This window comes from Halomonas ventosae, assembly GCF_004361885.1.
Classification (GTDB): domain Bacteria; phylum Pseudomonadota; class Gammaproteobacteria; order Pseudomonadales; family Halomonadaceae; genus Halomonas; species Halomonas ventosae_C.
The window spans coordinates 93,128-105,362 of the sequence record NZ_SNWH01000007.1 but is presented as its reverse complement, the minus strand read 5'-3'; the positions used below and the strand labels follow the sequence as shown (position 1 = coordinate 105,362).

General features: G+C 65.5%; 11 protein-coding genes. 2 read left to right on the top strand and 9 right to left on the bottom strand.

Features of this window, described 5'->3' with window-relative positions; translation table 11 throughout:
• Positions 1-21: 21 nt before the first annotated feature.
• The gene (gene prmB / locus DFO68_RS07725; protein WP_243726464.1) at positions 22-978 is read right to left on the bottom strand and encodes a 50S ribosomal protein L3 N(5)-glutamine methyltransferase; all 957 of its coding nucleotides are present in this window, start codon (positions 976-978) and stop codon (positions 22-24) included.
• 117 nt (positions 979-1,095) lie between these two features.
• On the opposite strand from prmB, the gene DFO68_RS07720 reads away from it, so the two are divergent.
• On the top strand, positions 1,096-1,674 hold the full coding sequence (locus tag DFO68_RS07720; protein ID WP_133483076.1) for a Smr/MutS family protein: 579 nt from the start codon (positions 1,096-1,098) through the stop codon (positions 1,672-1,674).
• A gap of 102 nt (positions 1,675-1,776) precedes the next feature.
• Here the strand turns inward: DFO68_RS07720 and DFO68_RS07715 are convergent, their stop codons facing one another.
• Both DFO68_RS07715 and DFO68_RS07710 read right to left on the bottom strand, forming a co-directional pair.
• On the bottom strand, positions 1,777-2,802 hold the full coding sequence (locus DFO68_RS07715; protein ID WP_133483075.1) for a patatin-like phospholipase family protein: 1,026 nt from the start codon (positions 2,800-2,802) through the stop codon (positions 1,777-1,779).
• Positions 2,799-3,686 carry an alpha/beta fold hydrolase gene (locus tag DFO68_RS07710; protein WP_133483125.1) on the bottom strand — a complete coding sequence of 296 codons (888 nt, stop codon included), beginning with the start codon at positions 3,684-3,686 and terminating at the stop codon, positions 2,799-2,801. The genes DFO68_RS07715 and DFO68_RS07710 overlap by 4 nt, the downstream gene beginning before the upstream one ends.
• 261 nt (positions 3,687-3,947) lie before the next feature.
• Here DFO68_RS07710 and DFO68_RS07705 point away from each other — a divergent pair, with 261 nt between their 5' ends.
• Positions 3,948-4,895: an AEC family transporter gene (locus DFO68_RS07705; protein WP_133483074.1), complete on the top strand. Its 948-nt coding sequence runs from the start codon at positions 3,948-3,950 to the stop codon at positions 4,893-4,895.
• Here the strand turns inward: DFO68_RS07705 and DFO68_RS07700 are convergent.
• The 6 genes from DFO68_RS07700 to DFO68_RS07675 all read right to left on the bottom strand — a co-directional run bounded on the left by DFO68_RS07700 (position 4,892) and on the right by DFO68_RS07675 (position 12,216).
• Positions 4,892-5,374 carry a SixA phosphatase family protein gene (locus DFO68_RS07700; RefSeq protein WP_133483073.1) on the bottom strand — a complete coding sequence of 161 codons (483 nt, stop codon included), beginning with the start codon at positions 5,372-5,374 and terminating at the stop codon, positions 4,892-4,894. The genes DFO68_RS07705 and DFO68_RS07700 overlap by 4 nt on opposite strands.
• Positions 5,367-6,434, bottom strand: coding sequence for an NAD(P)H-dependent glycerol-3-phosphate dehydrogenase (locus DFO68_RS07695; protein WP_133483072.1), 1,068 nt, complete (start codon positions 6,432-6,434; stop codon positions 5,367-5,369). The genes DFO68_RS07700 and DFO68_RS07695 overlap by 8 nt, the downstream gene beginning before the upstream one ends.
• A 119-nt stretch (positions 6,435-6,553) precedes the next feature.
• The gene (locus DFO68_RS07690) at positions 6,554-7,996 is read right to left on the bottom strand and encodes an NAD(P)(+) transhydrogenase (Re/Si-specific) subunit beta (protein ID WP_133483071.1); all 1,443 of its coding nucleotides are present in this window, start codon (positions 7,994-7,996) and stop codon (positions 6,554-6,556) included.
• A gap of 16 nt (positions 7,997-8,012) precedes the next feature.
• A complete protein-coding gene (locus tag DFO68_RS07685) occupies positions 8,013-9,584 on the bottom strand; it encodes a Re/Si-specific NAD(P)(+) transhydrogenase subunit alpha (protein ID WP_133483070.1) in 1,572 nt (523 codons plus the stop codon).
• Between the two features lie 281 nt (positions 9,585-9,865).
• Positions 9,866-11,770, bottom strand: coding sequence for a molecular chaperone HtpG (htpG, locus tag DFO68_RS07680; protein ID WP_133483069.1), 1,905 nt, complete (start codon positions 11,768-11,770; stop codon positions 9,866-9,868).
• A 95-nt stretch (positions 11,771-11,865) separates the two neighbouring features.
• A complete protein-coding gene (locus DFO68_RS07675; protein ID WP_133483068.1) occupies positions 11,866-12,216 on the bottom strand; it encodes a YkvA family protein in 351 nt (116 codons plus the stop codon).
• Positions 12,217-12,235 lie beyond the last annotated feature (19 nt).

Genomic DNA, 12,235 nt, shown 5'->3' with positions numbered 1-12,235 from the left:
TCCTGGATGGGGAGCGGGGAATCAGGCGAAGGACGCCGCATGGGCGTCTAGCTCGTCAGCGGTCAGGGCGAAGACTCCCTGGCCGCCGCGCTCGAATTCGAGCCACAGGAAGGGCACCTCAGGGAAGGCCGCCTCCAGGTGGTGATCGGAGTTGCCGACCTCGACGATCAACACGCCTGCCGAGGTGAGATAGTCACGAGCCTCGCGCAGGATGCGCCGCACGATGTCCAGCCCGTCGGTCCCGGCGCCCAGCGCCAATGCCGGCTCATGGCGAAACTCGGCGGGCATAGTGGTCAGATCGCGGGTATCCACGTAGGGCGGATTGCAGACGATCAGGTCATAGCGCTGCCCGGCCAGCCCCGCGAAGAGGTCGGACTCCACCGCACGCACCCGCTCGCCCACCTCGTGGCGGGTGATGTTGAGGCGGGCCACGGCCAGGGCATCGGGGCTGATGTCGGCCAGGTCGACCTCGCAGCCGGGCAGGTGCAGCGCCGTGGCGATGCCGATGCAGCCTGAGCCGGTGCAGAGGTCGAGCACCCGCGCCGGCGGTTCGACGGGAAACCAGGCGGCGAAGCCATGCTCGATCAACTCGGCGATGGGTGAGCGGGGGATCAGCACCCGCTCGTCGACTCTAAAAGGGAAGCCGGCGAAGAAGGCCTCACCCAGCAGGTAGGGCAGCGGGCGGCGGGTCTCGATACGCATGCGAACCAGCGCCACGATGCGGGCGCGCTCCATGGGCAGCAGCCGCGCCTCGAGCACCGCCGGGTCGACGTTCCAGGGCAGGTGCAGGGCGCCCAGCGTCAGCGCCACGGCCTCGTCCCAGGCGGAATCGGTGCCGTGGCCATAGAAGAGACCCGTCAGATGAAACTCGCTGGCGGCCCAGCGCAGGCAGTCGCGCAGGGTGATCAGCCCCTCGGCGAGAGCCTGGTCACTCAGCACGAGCGTGGAGGAAGACACATCGGGGAGAGATTCAGCCACGGGGCATCCTGGAGTTGAAGGGTTCGGGTGGGGCGAGAGCCGATTGTAACCGGGCCCGCGGTTCACAGCCACGGCAAGGGCGGTATACTGACGCTTTGCGTTACAAGCCGAATACCGATGACCCGCAATCGCCATTACCCGGATGACGACGACATCAGCGCCTTTCGCCAGGCGCTGCGTGATGCCGGCGTGCGGCCCCTCGCCAGCAATCGCGCCGATCCCGGTCGGCGGCGCCGCGCCGATATCGCCGCAGCCGAGCGCCGGGCCGCGGCGATATCGGCCAGGGACGATACGGCGGCAGTCGGTCGTACCTCGGATGGCCGTGTGGAAGCGGTAAGGCCCTCGGAGTTTCTCGATTTCGCGCTGCCCGACCTTCCCCGGCGCATCCGTCAGCAGCTCAAGCGCGGACGCATCGGCTGGGAGGCGGGGCTCGACCTGCATGGCCATACCCTCGAGGAGGCCCGTGCGGAACTGGAGGCCTTCCTGCACGACGCTGAAAACTACCGCCGACGCTGCGTGCTGGTGGTGCATGGCAAAGCCTGGGGCACCACCCGCGACTACCCGGTGATCAAGAGCCATGTGAATGCCTGGCTAAGGGAATGGCCGAGCGTACTGGCCTTCTGCTCGGCCACGGCGATCGATGGCGGCACCGGGGCGGCCTATGTGTTGCTCAGGGGGCGCAGTGGCCAGCGCTGATGGTGCTCAAGACACTGCCTTATTCCTCTCGCTATCCCTCTTATCCCTGCCTCCCCCGGCGTCTTTAGTGGATGAAGACTCCACGCCGACAGACGAACTCCCTCAACCGGGATGAGTACGCCCTTCGAAGCGGTCCAGCGCTTCTACGGTCAGGTGTCGGCCAAGGCAGATCAGCGCCTCGGCACGGTGGAACTCGTAGGCACCGCAGACCGTCTTGGGCACCTCAATGAGCACATCCGGCGGGTAGCCTGCCACCTTGTACTTGGCCAAGGCCGCCTGGGTGATATCGAAAGAGGCCAGCACCATATCCAGGCGCCCCCACTCGCGTCGACCGCGCTCCAGGGCTTCGTCCACCACCTTGCGCCTGGCACCCGTGTCAGCGGCGGGATCGCTACTGCCCAGGCCATCGAAGAGCCGTCGAGTGGCCCCGCGAACACCGCCGATCCAGCTGGCGACACTGCTGCCAGCAGCCTCCCGGGATTGCTCTCGGGCCTGCTCCTGGGCGGCCTCATCCGGGGGCAGCAGCTCTTCCAGAGTGACCGGGAGAGGGCTATGCGCGGTGACATTCACCGCCAGCACGAAGTCCGCCTGGGCCGACACCGTGGGAGTGATCGGCAGCGGGTTGAGCAGTCCGCCGTCCACCAGCACCTGGTCACCGCGATGCACCGGCGTGATCACCCCGGGGATGGCGATGGAAGCACGGATCGCCTCAAGCAACGAGCCGCTCTGGAACCATACCTCACGCTGGCGGGTCAGGTCGGTCGCCAGCGTGGTCACGGCAATCGCCAGGTCCTCGATGCGAGTATCACCGATCAGGCTCTCGAGCTTGTCCATCACCTTGTTGGCTCTCATGGCGCCCATCGGGCTCCAGGTCACGTCGATCAGCTTGAGCACATCGACATAATCCAGTCGGCAGACCCAGTCCCGATAGGCAGCCAGCTGCCCGGCAGCGAAGACACCGCCTATCACGGCACCCATGGAGCACCCCGAGATCGCCACCACACGATAGCCGCGTGCCTCGAGTTCCTCGATCACCCCGATATGCGCATAGCCGCGGGCTCCCCCGCTGCCGAGCACCAGCGCCACCGTCTGGTCACGGGGAGTGTCGGCCTTGTGATGTTCGGTCATGGTCCAGGCTCCTTATCGGCGCCGCGCTCGGCGCTGTGCCAGGCGGCGATGACCTTAGCTACCTGCGTCACGGTCAAGGGTTCGAGATGCAGATGATGCCCTCCTGGCAACACGCGGCGGGTCAGCCTCGCCACTGCCGCCCGAGCCTGCTGTGCCCGAGCCCGCTCGCCCAGGATGCCGGTCTCTCCCTCTACCAGCAGCACCGGGCAGCACATCGCGCTCAGCGTGGCCGCCACCTGCTCGGGGGTGAACCGAACCAGCGACGGACGCAGCAGGCGGGCGTCGGTACGCAACTGCACATGGCTATCGGGTAGCGTTTCCAGGTTGCGGGCAACCAGCGGGCGTGCCGTCTCGACATCGATGGGCGTCGCTCCGCCGACGACCCGTGCCATCACGGCGGTCTCACTATCAGCATAGCGCGGCGCCGGCGAGAGCGGACGCCGGTCGGCGAGCAGTCCCTTGCGCAGCTGGGCAGGCGCGTCTACGGCCTCGGTGGTCAGCGCCCCCAGGCCATCGAGCAGTACCAGTGTCGCGACGCGCTCCGGCAGGGCAGCGGCCGCCAGGCAGGCTACCCCGGCCCCCATGGAATGGGCCAGCAGGGGCACTCGGGAAAGCTCTAGATGGTCGCAGGCATCGAGAAGGTCGTGGCAGTAGTCCCAGAGCGCATAGTCCCCGGGCCGATGGCGGGACAGGCCGTGGCCGGCGAAGTCGATGGCCACCACACGGATGCCCAGGGCGGCAACCAGCCGCGGCGCAAGACGGGAGAAGCTGGCGGCATTGTCCAGCCAGCCGTGCAGCGCCAGCCAGGTGGGGGCCTGGTCATCGCCCCAGGCCAGCGCCGCCAGGCGGCCGCCGGCCAGCCTCAGGGAACGCGGCTCGCTCATGCCCTTGGCATGGGTAGGGAACAGCGTGGGTCTCGGGGTCTCAGCGGGGGGCATGACAACGTCCTGTTGGGGGGTAACGAAGGCCCGTCTTGGCGCTAGCAGGCTAACGAGATTACCATATCTTGCCAAATGATCTCCGGCCATGACCCACTTCTGGAGCCCCAGCACGCCGATGTCCCCACGCCATACCCACCTGCGCAACCGAATCTTCTTCGCTACCGTACTGGCTGCCATTGTGGTCGGCCTGTGGCTGACGCGCTGATGGCGATGTACGAGCTCTTTCGCTCGACACTTGAGATCACCCTACCGGTCTTCGCCATGGTCTTCATCGGCCTGGGGCTCAAGCGGGCACGCTGGATCGACCCCGCCTTCGTCGCCACCGCATCGCAGCTGGTGTTCAAGGCGACCCTGCCGACGCTGATCTTCCTCAGTATCGTCCGCGCCGACCTGAGCGCCGCCCTCGATCCGAGCCTGCTCGGCTTTTTCGCCGTGGCCACCCTCGGCAGCGTGCTGTTCTGCTGGGGGTGGGCGAGCCTGCGGGTGCCCTATCGGGAGCGCGGCGTCTACATCCAGGGAGCCTTCCGCGGCAACTGCGGCATCGTCGGCCTGGCGCTTGCCGCGGGCATGTATGGCCACTTCGGCCTCTCCACCGGCAGCCTGCTGCTGGGCGTGGTGATTCTCACCTACAACGCCTTCTCGGTGATCGCCCTGGTCACCTACCAGGAGGGACAAAGGGCCGACTGGCGCAGCATGCTGCGCCATATCGCCACCAACCCGCTGATCCTGGCGGTCGTCGTCGCCGTGCCGGTGGCGACGACGGGCTGGCCGCTGCCCGGCTGGCTTGCGACCTCCGGCGACTACTTCGCCTCGCTGACCCTGCCGCTCGCGCTGATCTGCATCGGCGCCACGCTCTCGTTCAGCGAGATCCGCCACTCGGGCCGGCTGGCCCTCAGCGCCAGCCTGATGAAGATGGTCACCCTGCCGATGCTGGCCACGGGCGCTGCCTGGCTCGCCGGTTTCGAAGGTCCGGCGCTTGGGGTGATGTTTTTGTTCTTCGCCAGTCCCACTGCCGCCGCCGCCTTCGTGATGGCCAAGGCGATGGGCGCCAATGCCGGGCTCACCGCCAATATCATTGCCCTGACCACGCTGATGGCCAGCCTGACCATTACCCTCGGCGCCTTTGGCCTGCAGCTGGCCGGGCTGATCTAGCCCCGCTCGGCGGGAGTCGTGAAGCCCACCAGTCTCGCGCAGCCCGGCGCCCATACCTCGGCTTCGAACTCCGCCAGGCCGGCCGGCAGAAAGCCGGGGCCGCGATCGCCCCGCCCTTCCACCAGCAGCCCGGTCAGCGAGGCGACCAGCGGCATGTGACTGACGAGCATTAGAGGCCGGTCATGGGGCTCGACGAGCAGCCATTCGATCACCGCCTCGGCGGGATCATCAGGGGTCATGAGCCCCAGCGGCTCGACCACCAGCCCGAGGGGCTCGGCGATTCGCGCCGCCGTCTGCCGGGCCCGCACGTAGGGGCTGGTCAGCAGGCGCAAGCGCGCGAGGTCCAGATCCTGGCGGGCGGCGAGCCCGCGAGCCATGCGCCGGGCCTGCTCCTGTCCCGCAGTGGTCAACTCGCGCTCGTTGTCAGGCCGGCCCGGGGCGGCCTCCGCGTGGCGCATGATCAGCAGGCGTTCAGCCATGATGCTTACTCCCCTGGCGCCGATCCTGCTGCACGACCTTGCGTGGTAGCACGAACTCCACGTCGCTGCTCTGCTCGCCGAGCATCAGCAATCGCGCCATATCGCGAGCCGGCACGCCGTCGAAGAGTACCTGGTAGAGGCCCTCGGCCAGCGGCATGTAGACCCCTTCCTCATGCGCCTTGTTGCGCACCAAACGCACGGTATTGACGCCCTCGGCGACCTGGCCCAGGGCGTCGACGGCCTCGTCCAGGGTCTTGCCCTCGCCCAGCGCCTGGCCCACACGATAGTTGCGCGACAGCGCCGAGGAGCAGGTGACGATCAGGTCACCCACGCCAGCCAGCCCTAGGAAGGTCATGGGATTGGCCCCCTGATCCACCGCGAAGCGGCTCATCTCGGCCAGTGCTCGGGTCATCAGCATGCTGCGGGTGTTCTCGCCCATGCCCAGTGCCGCCGCCATGCCGGCGGCGATCGCATAGATGTTCTTCAGCGCCCCGCCCAGTTCCACCCCATAGCGATCATTGCTGGCGTAGACCCGGAAGTAATCGCAGCCCAGGGCCGTCTGCACGCAGGTACGGGTGTTTGGATCATCGCTGGCGATCACCGTGGCGGTGAGCTGCTTGTCGGCAATCTCCGCGGCGAGGTTGGGCCCCGAGATCACGCCGATGTGCGGAAAGCCGGTTTCCTCCTCGAGGATCTGGCTCATCAGCTTGAAGCCCTCCTCCTGGATGCCCTTGGTGGTGCTGACCAGTATCTGCGTGTCATGAAGGCAGGGCCGTGCCTGGCGCACCACCTCGCGGAAGGCCGTGGAGGGAATGGCCACCAGCACCAGATCGGCGTCCTTGAGAACCTCGGCCATGTCGCTTGAAGCCACCACCGCAGGATTGATGACGAAGTCCGGCAGGTAGCGGCTGTTACGGTGCTCTTGGGTGATCTGCGCCGCCAGGCCGGGGTCGCGCAACCATTGGCGCACCTCGGCGGCGTTATCGGCGGCGATGCTGGCCAGGGCAGTGCCGAAGCTGCCGCCACCGAGCACCGCCACACGCATGGGTTGATCTGACATGCTCGCCCCGCGACGTTGGATGGATGGATGGATGTGGGAAGTGTAACGAAAAAACGCCCCACGAAGGGGCGTATCGAGATAACAAGGCCGGGCCGGCGATGCGGCCCGGGTGCGCCGGATCAGTCGATCAGCGGCAGCAGCGAGTCGATGCTCGACCTAGCATCGCCATAGAACATCCGCGTGTTCTCCTTGAAGAACAGCGGGTTCTCGATGCCGGAGTAGCCGGTCCCCTGGCCACGCTTGCAGACGAAGACCTGCTTGGCCTCCCACACCTTGAGCACCGGCATGCCGGCGATCGGGCTGTTGGGATCCTCCTGAGCCGCCGGATTGACGATGTCGTTGGAGCCGATGACGATCACCACGTCAGTATCGGGGAAGTCGTCGTTGATCTCGTCCATCTCCAGCACGATGTCGTAGGGCACCTTGGCCTCGGCGAGCAGCACGTTCATGTGCCCCGGCAGGCGACCCGCCACCGGGTGAATGCCGAAACGCACATTCTTGCCGGCGGCGCGCAATTTGCGGGTCAACTCGCTGACTGCGTTCTGCGCCTGGGCGACCGCCATGCCGTAACCCGGCACGATAATCACGCTGTCGGCATCGTTGAGGGCGCTGGCCACGCCGCCGGCATCGATGGACACCTGCTCGCCCTCGATCTCCGCCGCCGGCCCCTGGCTGCCACCGAAGCCGCCGAGGATGACGTTGATGAAGTTGCGGTTCATCGCCTTGCACATGATGTACGACAGGATGGCACCGGAGGAGCCGACCAGCGCGCCGGTGACGATCAGCAGGTCGTTGGACAGCGTGAAACCGATGGCCGCCGCGGCCCAGCCGGAATAGCTGTTGAGCATCGATACCACCACCGGCATGTCGGCGCCACCGATGCCCATGATCAGGTGGTAGCCAATAAAGAAGGCCAGCGCCGCCAGTACCAGCAGCGTCCAGAAACCGGCGCCGTTCAGGTAAAGAATGGCCAGCAGCAGCGACAGCACCGCCGCACCGGCATTGAGCAGATGCCCGCCGGGCAGCTGCTTGGGCTTGCCGTCAACCTTGCCGGCCAGCTTGCCGAAGGCGATCACCGAACCGGTGAAGGTCACCGCACCGATGAAGATGCCGAGCACCACCTCCACCTGCAGGAAAGTCAGCTCGGCAGGCGTCTTCTCGGCCACCAGGGCGGCGAATGCCGAGAACTCCTGCATCGAGGCATCCGCAAGCCGCGCCGCCATCACACGACGCCGCTCGAGATCGGCGTTCCAGGCCACGAACACCGCCGCCAGGCCGACGAAGCTGTGCAACGCCGCGACCAGTTGGGGCATCTCGGTCATGTCGACCTTCTTGGCCACATAAGCGCCCACCGCTGCGCCGATGATCATCATCGGAACCATCCACCAGTAGCCGCCGATGCCCGGCCCGAAGGCGGTGAAGAACACCGCCACCGCCATGCCGACGATGCCGTACCAGACGGCGCGCTTGGCCTTCTCCTGGTTACTCAGCCCCCCCAGCGAGAGGATGAACAGAACACTTGCCGCGATCGCCGCGGCAGATACGAATTCTTGACCCAACATGTCGTCTCTCCGCCGCTCAGGATTTCTGGAACATGGCCAGCATCCGGCGTGTCACCAGGAAGCCACCCACGATATTGATGGAAGCGATCAGCACCGAGATCGCCGCGAGCACGCCGACCACGACGCTGCCAGAGCCGATCTGCAGCACCGACCCGAGAATGATGATGCCGGAGATCGCATTGGTCACCGCCATCAGCGGCGTATGCAGCGAATGGCTGACGCCCCAGATCACCTGGAAGCCGACGAAGCAGGCCAGCACGAAGACGATGAAGTGCTGCATGAAGGAGGCGGGAGCCACCTGGCCAAGCAACAACATCAACGCGCCACCCACGCCGAGCAGGGTCACCTGTCGCTTGGTCTGCGCCTTGAAGGCGGCATGCTCGGCGGCCTTCTTCTCCTCAGGCGTCGGCTCCTTCTCCTTGGGCTTGGGTTTGGAGGCGCCGATCGCCTTGACCTTGGGCGGCGGCGGCGGGAAGGTGATCTCGCCTTGGTGGGTCACCGTGGCGCCACGGATCACATCGTCCTCCATGTCGTGCTTGATCACGCCATCCTTCTCTGGCGTCAGGTCGGTCAACATGTGGCGGATGTTGGTGGCATACAGCAGCGAGCTCTGGGTGGCCATGCGTGAGGGGAAGTCGGTATAACCGATAACCGTCACGCCGTTGTCGGTGACCACCTTCTCATCGGGCTTGGTCAGGTCGCAGTTGCCGCCCTTCTCGGCCGCTAGGTCGACGATCACCGAGCCGGGCTTCATGGCCTCGACCATGTCCTCCAGCCACAGCTTGGGTGCCGGGTTGCCGGGGATCAGCGCCGTGGTGATGACGATGTCAACCTCCGGGGCCTGCTCGCAGAAGCACTCCAGCTGCTTCTCACGAAACTCGGGGCTGGATGGGGCCGCATAGCCGCCGGTCTCGGAACCGTCCTGGCTCTCGTCGAAGTCGAGGAACAGAAACTTGGCGCCCATCGACTCGATCTGCTCGGCCACTTCCGGGCGCACGTCGAAGGCGCGTACTACGGCCCCCAGGCTGGTGGCGGTGCCGATGGCGGACAGACCTGCCACCCCGGCGCCGATCACCAGCACCTTGGCAGGCGGCACCTTGCCTGCGGCGGTCACCTGGCCGGTGAAGAAGCGCCCGAAGTTGTTACCCGCCTCGATCACCGCCCGGTAGCCGGCGATATTGGCCATCGACGAGAGCGCATCCATCTTCTGCGCCCGCGAGATGCGCGGCACCATGTCCATGGCGATCACGGTGGCGCCCTGGGCTTTGCACAACTCGAGCAGCGATTCGTTCTGAGCCGGCCAGAAGAAGGCGATCAGGGTCTGACCCTCGCGCAAGCGGCGAGCCTCCTCCTCGGAGGGTTCGCGGACTTTGATGACCACCTCAGCCTGGTTCCAGAGGGCATCAGTCCCGTCGACGACGCTGACCCCCGCCTCACGGTAGGCCTCATCGTGGAAGCCCGCGGCCACCCCGGCCCCGGCCTCTATCAGGCATTCGTGGCCCAGCTTCTGGATCTGCTTTGCGCTCTCGGGGGTAAGCGCGACGCGCGCTTCTCCCCGGGCACTCTCCTTTGGTGCGCCTATCTTCACAATGGATCCCCCATGTGGCCAATGTTGGTCAGGATGACGTGTCAGAGTGTAGTTATTGCTGATTTACCAGTGTTACCTTTTGCAGGCCCCTGGCACAAGGCCTTGTCGCGGGTTTTTTGCTGCGTCGCAGCACGAAACACGCTCCTGATATCACCGAAAAGAATACTCACGCAGCATACCAACCTGCTGGCGGAATCATGCCCGTTACCGCCTGGCCGGTACAGCACTCGACATAAAGACGCCACCCGAAGGTGGCGTCGTGGGTACTGTGGCGTACGGTGTCAGCCGCTCAGCAGGGCGTTGAGACGCTTGACGTAAGCGGCAGGGTCGTCAAGGTGGCCACCCTCGGCGATGACCGCCTGATCGAGCAGGATCCGCGCTAGATCATCGAAGCCCTCACCCTCGGCCGCCTCGAGGCGAGCCACCAGCGGATGCTCGGGGTTGAGCTCGAGGATCGGCTTGACCTCCGGCAGCTTCTGGCCGGCCGCTTCCATGATCCGGCGCATCTGGAAGCCCATCTCGTGCTCGGGCAGCACCACGCAGGCCGGCGAGTCGGTCAGACGGTGGGTCACCTTGACGTCCTGAACCTCGGCGCCGAGGGCGGCCTTGACGCGCTTGACCAGCGCCTCCTTGGCCTTGGCGGTCTCCTCCTGCGCCTTCTTCTCTTCCTCGCCCTCGATCTCGCCGAGGTCGAGCTCGCCCTTGGCCACGTCGACGAAGGCCATGCCCTCGAACTCGGTGAGATGGCTCATCAGCCATTCGTCGATGCGGTCATGGAGCAACAGCACCTCGATGCCCTTCTTGCGGAAGATCTCCAGATGAGGGCTCGATTTGGCCGCATTGAAGCTGTCGGCGACGATGTAATAGATCTTCTCCTGTCCTTCCTTCATGCGGCTTACGTAGTCGGCGAGCGACTGATCCTGAATGCCGGTGTCGGTGTGGGTGGTGGAGAAGCGCAGCAGGCCGGCGATATTCTCGCGGTTGGCGTAATCTTCGGCGGGGCCTTCCTTGAGCACGCTGCCGAAGGTGTTCCAGAAGGTCTGGTAGGCCTCTTTGTCCTTGGCCAGCTTCTTGAGCATGTCCAGCACGCGCTTGGTCAGCGCGGACTTGATCTTCTCGACCTTGGGATCCTGTTGCAGCAGCTCGCGGGAGACGTTGAGCGAGAGGTCACGGGTATCCAGCACGCCCTTGATGAAGCGCAGGTAAAGGGGTAGGAACTGCTCGGCATCGTCCATGATGAACACGCGCTGCACGTAGAGCTTCACACCCCGGGCGCCGTCGCGCTCATAGAGATCGAACGGCGCGCGGCTCGGCACGTAGAGCAGGCTGGTATACTCCAGCTTGCCCTCGACCTTGTTGTGGCTCCAGGTCAGCGGGTCACTGAAGTCATGGGCCACATGCTTGTAGAAGGCCTTGTACTCGTCGTCGGAGATCTCACTCTTGGGGCGCACCCACAGCGCAGTGGCTTCGTTGACGGTCTCCCAGGTGGTGGTTTCGCTGCCCTCGATCTCGTTGCCGTCCGCGTCGCGTGCCTTCTCGACCTTGGGCATGCGCACCGGCACCTCGATGTGATCGGAGTACTTGCGCACCAGGCTCTTCAAGCGGAAGTCGTCGGCGAATTCACGGGCGTCCGCCTTGAGATGCAGCACGATCTCGGTGCCGTGCTTCTCGCGCTCGATATCGGCGACAGTGAACTCGCCTTCGCCCCTGGAGTGCCACTCGACACCCTCGGCTTTGTCGCTGCCCGCCTTGCGGGTGCGCACGATAATTTCGTCGGCGACGATGAAGCCGGAATAGAAGCCGACCCCGAACTGGCCGATCAGCCGGGCATCCTTCTGCTGTTCGCCGGAGAGCTGCTTGAGGAACTCGGCGGTGCCGCTGCGCGCGATGGTGCCCAGGTTCTCGATCACCTCCTCGCGGTTCATGCCAATGCCGTTGTCGCGCACGGTCACGGTGCCCGCCTCGGGGTCGTGGTCGATCTCGATGCGCAGCTCGCTATCGCCTTCATAGAGCGCGTCGTTATCCAGCGCCTGATAGCGCAGCTTGTCGCAGGCGTCGGCAGCGTTGGAAATCAGCTCACGCAGGAAGATCTCCCGGTTGGAGTAAAGGGAGTGGATCATCAGGTGCAGCAGCTGCTTGACCTCGGTCTGGAAGCCGAGGGTTTCTTCATGTGTGGCGGTGGTCATGTGGCTGAACCCTCTTTCGACATGACAGTGGTGGCAACGCCACCGGCGTTGGAACTGTCACCGATATGGGGTCCGAGAGCGGCTTTTCAAGCCGTTCAAGTCGCGTCCTCGCCGGTGGTGGGCCCGCTCTCGGTGGCGCGCTCCCGCCAGGCACGATAGCCCGCCAGGTGCCGATCGACCCGGGTCAATAGCCAACCGACGATCACCACATCATCCACCAGCCCCAGCAACACGAGCATGTCGGGAATCAGATCAAGCGGCGAGATCAGATACGCCAGCGCCGCCAACATCCACAAAAAGGCGCCCCAGGGCACCGGGCGGTAGCGTCGCCATATCACGTCACGGGTCATGGGCAGGAACAGCCGCAGGGCACGCCCGACCTGGCCCAGCAGGTGGGCGCGACGCCGCAGTCGCGCCATCAGGAAGCCGCCACCGAATCTGGCCATCTCGTTCTCCTTGCCGACA

Coding starts and splice junctions, on each gene's coding strand:
- DFO68_RS07720 (WP_133483076.1), top strand. CDS start 1,096: ATGACCCGCAATCGCCATTACCCGGATGACGACGACATCAGCGCCTTT.
- DFO68_RS07675 (WP_133483068.1), bottom strand. CDS start 12,216: ATGGCCAGATTCGGTGGCGGCTTCCTGATGGCGCGACTGCGGCGTCGC.
- DFO68_RS07690 (WP_133483071.1), bottom strand. CDS start 7,996: ATGTTGGGTCAAGAATTCGTATCTGCCGCGGCGATCGCGGCAAGTGTT.
- DFO68_RS07695 (WP_133483072.1), bottom strand. CDS start 6,434: ATGTCAGATCAACCCATGCGTGTGGCGGTGCTCGGTGGCGGCAGCTTC.
- htpG (WP_133483069.1), bottom strand. CDS start 11,770: ATGACCACCGCCACACATGAAGAAACCCTCGGCTTCCAGACCGAGGTC.
- DFO68_RS07710 (WP_133483125.1), bottom strand. CDS start 3,686: ATGAGCGAGCCGCGTTCCCTGAGGCTGGCCGGCGGCCGCCTGGCGGCG.
- DFO68_RS07715 (WP_133483075.1), bottom strand. CDS start 2,802: ATGACCGAACATCACAAGGCCGACACTCCCCGTGACCAGACGGTGGCG.
- DFO68_RS07705 (WP_133483074.1), top strand. CDS start 3,948: ATGGCGATGTACGAGCTCTTTCGCTCGACACTTGAGATCACCCTACCG.
- DFO68_RS07700 (WP_133483073.1), bottom strand. CDS start 5,374: ATGGCTGAACGCCTGCTGATCATGCGCCACGCGGAGGCCGCCCCGGGC.